Annotated in this window: 5 protein-coding genes; 2 read left to right on the plus strand and 3 right to left on the minus strand. The window is 71.9% G+C overall.

Annotated features, from left to right (window positions below; all coding sequences use genetic code 11):
* Window positions 1–175 precede the first annotated feature (175 nt).
* Window positions 176–892: a prepilin peptidase gene (locus ACFVUY_RS41530; protein WP_387737143.1), complete on the minus strand. Its 717-nt coding sequence runs from the start codon at window positions 890–892 to the stop codon at window positions 176–178.
* Between the two features lie 295 nt (window positions 893–1,187).
* Between ACFVUY_RS41530 and ACFVUY_RS41535 the strand changes: the two genes are divergently transcribed.
* Window positions 1,188–2,402 (plus strand): pyridoxal phosphate-dependent aminotransferase, encoded by a 1,215-nt coding sequence (locus tag ACFVUY_RS41535; protein ID WP_380553471.1) that lies wholly within the window; start codon window positions 1,188–1,190, stop codon window positions 2,400–2,402.
* A 160-nt stretch (window positions 2,403–2,562) separates the two neighbouring features.
* Here ACFVUY_RS41535 and ACFVUY_RS41540 read toward each other — a convergent pair whose 3' ends face one another.
* Window positions 2,563–4,389 carry a phosphoenolpyruvate carboxykinase (GTP) gene (locus ACFVUY_RS41540; RefSeq protein ID WP_359899489.1) on the minus strand — a complete coding sequence of 609 codons (1,827 nt, stop codon included), beginning with the start codon at window positions 4,387–4,389 and terminating at the stop codon, window positions 2,563–2,565.
* Window positions 4,390–4,673: 284 nt separating this feature from the next.
* Here ACFVUY_RS41540 and ACFVUY_RS41545 point away from each other — a divergent pair, with 284 nt between their 5' ends.
* On the plus strand, window positions 4,674–5,348 hold the full coding sequence (locus ACFVUY_RS41545) for a hemolysin III family protein (RefSeq protein ID WP_387694190.1): 675 nt from the start codon (window positions 4,674–4,676) through the stop codon (window positions 5,346–5,348).
* On the opposite strand, the gene ACFVUY_RS41550 is transcribed toward ACFVUY_RS41545, so the two are convergent.
* Complete coding sequence (locus tag ACFVUY_RS41550) at window positions 5,319–5,978, minus strand: hypothetical protein (protein ID WP_387737144.1); 660 nt, start codon at window positions 5,976–5,978, stop codon at window positions 5,319–5,321. The genes ACFVUY_RS41545 and ACFVUY_RS41550 overlap by 30 nt on opposite strands.
* Between the last annotated feature and the right edge of the window lie 326 nt (window positions 5,979–6,304).

A 6,304-nucleotide genomic window follows, 5' to 3' on the forward strand; every position in this document is an offset into this window, starting at 1 on the left:
GGCACCCGGCCGCGGCTGCCACGGGCCGCGGCCACCCGAACTCCACTCCCCCGGCGCGCCGCTCCTTGAGGGTGGGGCCTGCGCGTCGGCGGCGGGGCCCGTCGCACCGACCGGTGCGGCGGGCCCTTCCGTTCCCCTCCCCTTCAACGCGTTTCAATGCCCCGGCGGCACGTGCTCACCGCGCCAGGACCGCGGTGAGCGCGCCGAGCAGCAGGAACGGGCCGACCGGGAGATCCAGTCCGCGCACCGGGCGGCGGCGGACCAGCGCGGCGGCGGCCCGCAGGGTGCCCCACAGCCCGGCGAGCACCATCGCGGCGAACAGCCCGCCGAGCGCCACCGACCAGCCGTACCAACCGAGCAGCCCGCCCAGGGCGAGCCCGAGCGGGGAGTCCCCCGGGCCCAACGCGCCCAGCCAGACGGCCAGTTCGAGCACACCCCCGACCGCGAGCGCGACCAGCAGGCAGCGCAGCGCCACCCCGGGCCCCGCGGTCGGCACCGCCGCCAGCAGCAGCGCCGTCACCCCGCCGAGCAGTGGCAGGGTCAGCCGGTACGGCAGTCGGCGCACCCGCGCGTCGACGAAACCGAGCGCCACGCCGAGCGCCGCCGCCCAGCCCATCGCCAGGGTCACTACCACCAGCCGGTCCGCCGCGTACGCCACCGCGACGGCGACCGCCACCGCGACCGCCTCCACCGTCCAGGGGCCGGCGCCCAGCCGCTCCCGGCAGCCCCGGCAGCGCCCGGTCGGCGGCAGCAGGCGCGCCCGGCGCCCGCAGGCCGGGCAGTCCTCGCACCAGGGCTCGCCCTCCGGCACCGCGAACCGGGCGATCAGCCCGCGCAGCGGTGGAGCCGCCAGGAGACCGACCAGCACCGCCGCCACCACGACCGGGACCACCGGCGCACCCCCTCTTCGACCGACGCGACCGACACGACCGACACCATCGGCGCGACCGACACCATCGGCGCGACCGGCCCCATCCTCCCGCGCCGGGCGGTGTGCCGTCCGTCTCGTTCCGCACGAAAGCGCGACAGCGCTCCTCGCATACACGAGCATTCCGGACATTCGACTACTGGTTCGGAAGGCCGTCCGCCACCCCCGCCTGCCGATCCAAGGGGGCCGTTCGGGCCCCCGAAAGCACCCCCGCGGAGACCGGCCGCACGGCCCCTCCGTACCCCTAAAGTAGGCGGACATGCAGGTCATCCAGTCCAGCAAGCTCGCCAATGTCTGCTACGACATCCGCGGCCCGGTGCTCGACGAGGCGATGCGGCTGGAGGAACAGGGCCACCGCATCCTCAAGCTCAACACCGGCAACCCGGCCACCTTCGGTTTCGAGGCGCCCCCGGAGATCCTCCAGGACGTCCTGCGCAACCTCGCCAACGCGCACGGCTACGGCGACTCCAAGGGCCTGCTCTCCGCCCGCCGCGCGGTGGTCATGCACTACGAGGACCGCGGGCTGCACGGCCTCTCCGTCGACGACGTCTTCCTCGGCAACGGCGTCTCCGAGCTGATCCAGCTGGCCATGACCGCGCTGCTGGACGACGGCGACGAGGTGCTCGTCCCGGCCCCGGACTACCCGCTGTGGACCGCCTCGGTCTCACTGGCCGGCGGCACCGCGGTGCACTACCGCTGCGACGAGCAGTCCGAGTGGTACCCGGACCTCGCCGACATCGAGGCCAGGGTCACCGACCGGACCAGGGCCATCGTGGTGATCAACCCGAACAACCCGACCGGCGCGGTCTACCCGCGCGAGGTGCTGGAGGGCATCGCGGAGATCGCCCGCCGGCACGACCTGGTGGTCTACGCGGACGAGATCTACGACAAGATCCTCTACGACGACGCCGAGCACGTCCCGCTGGCCACCCTGGCCCCGGACCTCTTCTGCGTCACCTTCAACGGACTGTCCAAGGCGTACCGGGTCGCCGGCTTCCGCTCCGGCTGGATGGTGCTGTCCGGCGACCGGCGCCGGGCCCGCAGCTACATCGAGGGCCTCACCGTGCTCGCCTCGATGCGGCTGTGCGCCAACATGCCCGCCCAGCACGCGGTGGCCGCCGCGCTCGGCGGACGGCAGTCGATCCGCGACCTGGTGCTGCCCGGCGGCCGGCTGCACGCCTCGCGGGACGCCGCGTACGAACTGCTGAACCAGATCCCGGGGGTCAGCTGCGTCAAGCCCAAGGGCGCGCTGTACGCCTTCCCCCGGCTGGACCCCAAGGTCCACAAAATCAAGGACGACGCCCGGATGGTGCTGGACCTGCTGCGCTCCCAGCGGATCCTGCTGGTCCAGGGCACCGGCTTCAACTGGCCGGAGCCGGACCACTTCCGGCTGGTCACCCTGCCCCGGGCGGAGGAGATCACCGACGCGGTGACCCGGATCGGCGACTTCCTCGGGGGTTACGTCCAGCCGTAGGCCGCGAAGCACCCGGGAAAAACACTACGGCCGGAGTCCCGGTCCGGGCGATCTCCTTGGTCGGGGGAAAATCGCCCGGCGGAACTCCGGCCGTCCTGCCGCTCGGCGGGGCGCGCGGTTCGTGCCGCGCGCCCGCCTCTCTCCCGGCTGAGGCTCAGGCTCAGCCGAGGCGCGCGACGAGGTTCCGGTACTCGTCCCACAGCTCCTTCGGGGTGTGGTCGCCGAAGGTCTCCAGGTGGGCCGGCACGAGAGCGGCCTCCTGGCGCCAGAGGTCGGCGTCCACGGTGAAGAGCAGGTCGAGGTCCTCCTTGGACAGGTCCAGGTCGCCGAGGTCGAAGCCCTCGACGGTCGGCAGCACGCCGATCGGGGTCTCGACGCCCTCGCCGGTCCCCTCCAGGCGCTCGACGATCCACTTGAGCACGCGGCTGTTCTCGCCGTAGCCGGGCCAGACGAACTTGCCCCCGGCGTCCTTGCGGAACCAGTTGACGTAGTAGATCTTCGGCAGCTTGGCGGCGTCCGCCCGGGCGCCGACCTTCAGCCAGTGGGCGAAGTAGTCACCCATGTTGTAGCCGCAGAACGGCAGCATCGCGAACGGGTCGCGGCGCAGCTCGCCGACGGTGCCCTCGGCGGCGGCGGTCTTCTCGGAGGCGATGTTGGCGCCGAGGAAGACGCCGTGCTGCCAGTCGAAGGACTCGGTCACCAGCGGGACGGCGGTGGCGCGGCGGCCGCCGAACAGGATCGCCGAGATCGGCACGCCCGCCTGGTCCTCCCACTCCGGGGCGATGGTCGGGCACTGCGCGGCCGGGACGGCGAAGCGGGCGTTCGGGTGGGCGGCCGGGGTGCCGGACTCGGGGGTCCAGTCGTTGCCGCGCCAGTCGGTCAGGTGCGCCGGGGGCTCCTCGGTGAGGCCCTCCCACCACACATCGCCGTCGTCGGTGAGGGCGACGTTGGTGAAGACGGTGTTGCCCCAGAGGGTGTCGATGGCGTTGGCGTTGGTGTCCACGCCGGTGCCGGGGGCGACGCCGAAGAAGCCGGCCTCGGGGTTGATGGCGTAGAGGCGGCCGTCGGCGCCGAAGCGCATCCAGGCGATGTCGTCGCCGATCGTCTCGACCTTCCAGCCCGGGACCGTCGGCTGGAGCATGGCCAGGTTGGTCTTGCCGCACGCCGAGGGGAACGCGGCGGCCACGTACTTGGCCTCGCCGTTCGGCGGGGTGAGCTTCAGGATGAGCATGTGCTCGGCCAGCCAGCCCTCGTCGCGGGCCATGGTCGAGGCGATGCGCAGCGCGTAGCACTTCTTGCCGAGCAGGGCGTTGCCGCCGTAGCCCGAACCGAAGGACCAGATCTCCTTGGTCTCCGGGAAGTGCGAGATGTACTTGGTGCTGTTGCACGGCCACGGCACGTCCGCCTGGCCCTCGGCGAGCGGGGCGCCGACGGTGTGCACGGCCTTGACGAAGTCGCCGTCCTCGCCGAGCTGGTCCAGCACGGCCTGGCCCATGCGGGTCATCACGCGCATGGAGACGGCGACGTAGGCGGAGTCGGTGATCTCGACGCCGTACGCGGCCAGCGGGGAGCCGACCGGGCCCATCGAGAAGGGCACGACGTACATCGTGCGGCCCTTCATCGCGCCGCGGAAGAGTCCCTGCTCGCCCTGGAAGAGCTCCCGCATCTCGGCGGGGGCCTTCCAGTTGTTGGTCGGTCCGGCGTCCTTCTCCTGCTCGGAGCAGATGAAGGTGCGGTCCTCCACGCGCGCCACGTCCGTGGGGTCCGAGGCGGCGTAGTAGGAGTTGGGGCGCTTCTCCTCGTTGAGCTTCTTGAAGGTGCCCTGCGCCACCAGCAGGTCCGCGAGGCGGTGGTACTCCTCGTCGGAACCGTCGCACCACTCGATGCGGTCCGGCTGGGTGAGCTCGGCGATCTCGCTCACCCAAGCGAGCAGCTGCTTGTGGCGGGTGGGCGCGGATGCGCTGAGAGCAGAGATCTCGTACGACACGATCGCTCCGTTTCACGCCATCTCGGCGAGGAGACGGCGTCGCGGGGGTCTGAGGGTGCTTGCAGCGTAGCTCCGGACTCAAGGCCGGAACGCGGCGAAGCGTCGAAATTGACGCACCTTTTACTCCAGCCAGTATGATTACTGACCAGTAACAGAGCGGCCTCACCCGCGACGGAGTGTGCGGCGCCACACTCCTATTACTCCAAAACGTCCAACAGTGACGATCGCCACTTCCTACGCGCCAGTAACCTACGGATCCGTAGGTAACGGGTAGCATGCTGCGCATGACTGCTGCTGCGCTCGCGGAGAGTGCACTCATAGAGAGCAAGCCGAAGTGGCGCGGCTGGCTGCACGCCGGGATGTTCCCCGCCACGGTGGCCGCCGGGATCGTGCTGATCTGCCTGGCCGACTCCACGCCCGCCAGGATCGCCTGCGCGATCTACTCGGTCAGCGCCTGGCTGCTGTTCGGGGTCAGCGCGGTGTACCACCGCTTCGACTGGGGCCCGCGCGGGGACGCCGTGCTGCGCCGGCTGGACCACGCCAACATCTTCCTGATCATCGCGGGCACCTACACGCCGTTCACGATGCTGCTGCTCAAGGGCGCCGACCAGCAACTGCTGCTCTGGGCGGTCTGGGGCGGCGCACTGGCCGGGATCGCGTTCCGGGTGTTCTGGGTCGGCGCGCCGCGCTGGCTGTACACACCGGTGTACCTCGCGCTGGGCTGGGCCGCCGCCTTCTACCTGCCGGACTTCCTGCACACCGGCGGGGTCGCCGTCCTGGTGCTGATGATCGTCGGCGGAGTGCTCTACAGCATCGGCGGCGTGGTGTACGGGCTCAAGCGGCCCAACCCCTCACCGCGCTGGTTCGGGTTCCACGAGGTGTTCCACGCCTTCACCCTGGGGGCGTTCATCGTCCAGTACATCGGTGTCTCACTGGTGGCGTACAGCACGGCCGGCTGATCCCGGCGCACCCCGACGGGCGGTCGAACGGTCCACGGACCGGCCGGCCGCCCGTTCCGCCGTCCAGGGCCGCTCGTACGGGGCCCGGAGCTGCGGGCGGCGCGGGACGGCCGAGTGGTCGACGGCGCCGGACTCCGACTGCGGGCCCGGATCCTGCAGCAGCCCGTGCGCGTGGTGGTGCTCGCCGTGCCCGTAGTACTGCTCCCCGCGGGCGTGGTGCTGCTCCCCGTGCGACTCCCGGCGGGGCTCGCGCGACTCCCGGTACGGCTCGCGCGGCGACCCGGCCGCCGTCGGGAGCGCCGCGGACCCGGACCGCCCCGGCGCACCGGCCGAGCGGGCCCGCGCCTGCCGGGCGTCGAGCGCCTCGCGGGCCCGGCGGCAGCGCTCGCAGTGCGCGGCGTCCGGGATGCCGCGGCGCGGGCGGTGCCGGACCGGGGCCCGATCCCCGTGCATCGCGCGCCAGCGGCGGGCGACGTACACCATGAGCAGCAGGGTCTCGACCCCGGCGACCGCCAGGACCAGCAGGGCGCCGTTGATCAGATAGGCCGCGACCACGGCCAGCGCAGAGCCCACCACCACCGCCGAACCCCACACCTGGGTGCTCATCTGCTTGTCGTCCGCGTCGGCCACTTCGGTCCCCTTTCCCGGTGCCGGGCTCGTGGTCGGCTCCCGCCGCCCCACCTCTTCTCCGCTCTCGGCACGCGTCGGCCAGCACTGACCGATTGCCACATGGTATCTACCGACAGTCATGGCCAACTGCCCCGGGGCGGCGAACGACAGATCAACGTTGCGTCAATTCCTCGTGCGGAAGCAGCACTTCCAGGACACATCACGGAGCGTAGCCGCGGTTCGCCTCCGTCGGACGCGCCGGACACACCGGACGCACGGGACGCACGGGACGCACCCACGGCAGCACGCAGGGCGCCGAACCGGCCGCCGACCGGACGGTCGGCGGC

The sequence above is a fragment of the Kitasatospora sp. NPDC058063 genome (genome assembly GCF_042885395.1).
In the GTDB taxonomy this organism is placed as follows: domain Bacteria; phylum Actinomycetota; class Actinomycetes; order Streptomycetales; family Streptomycetaceae; genus Kitasatospora; species Kitasatospora lactacystinica.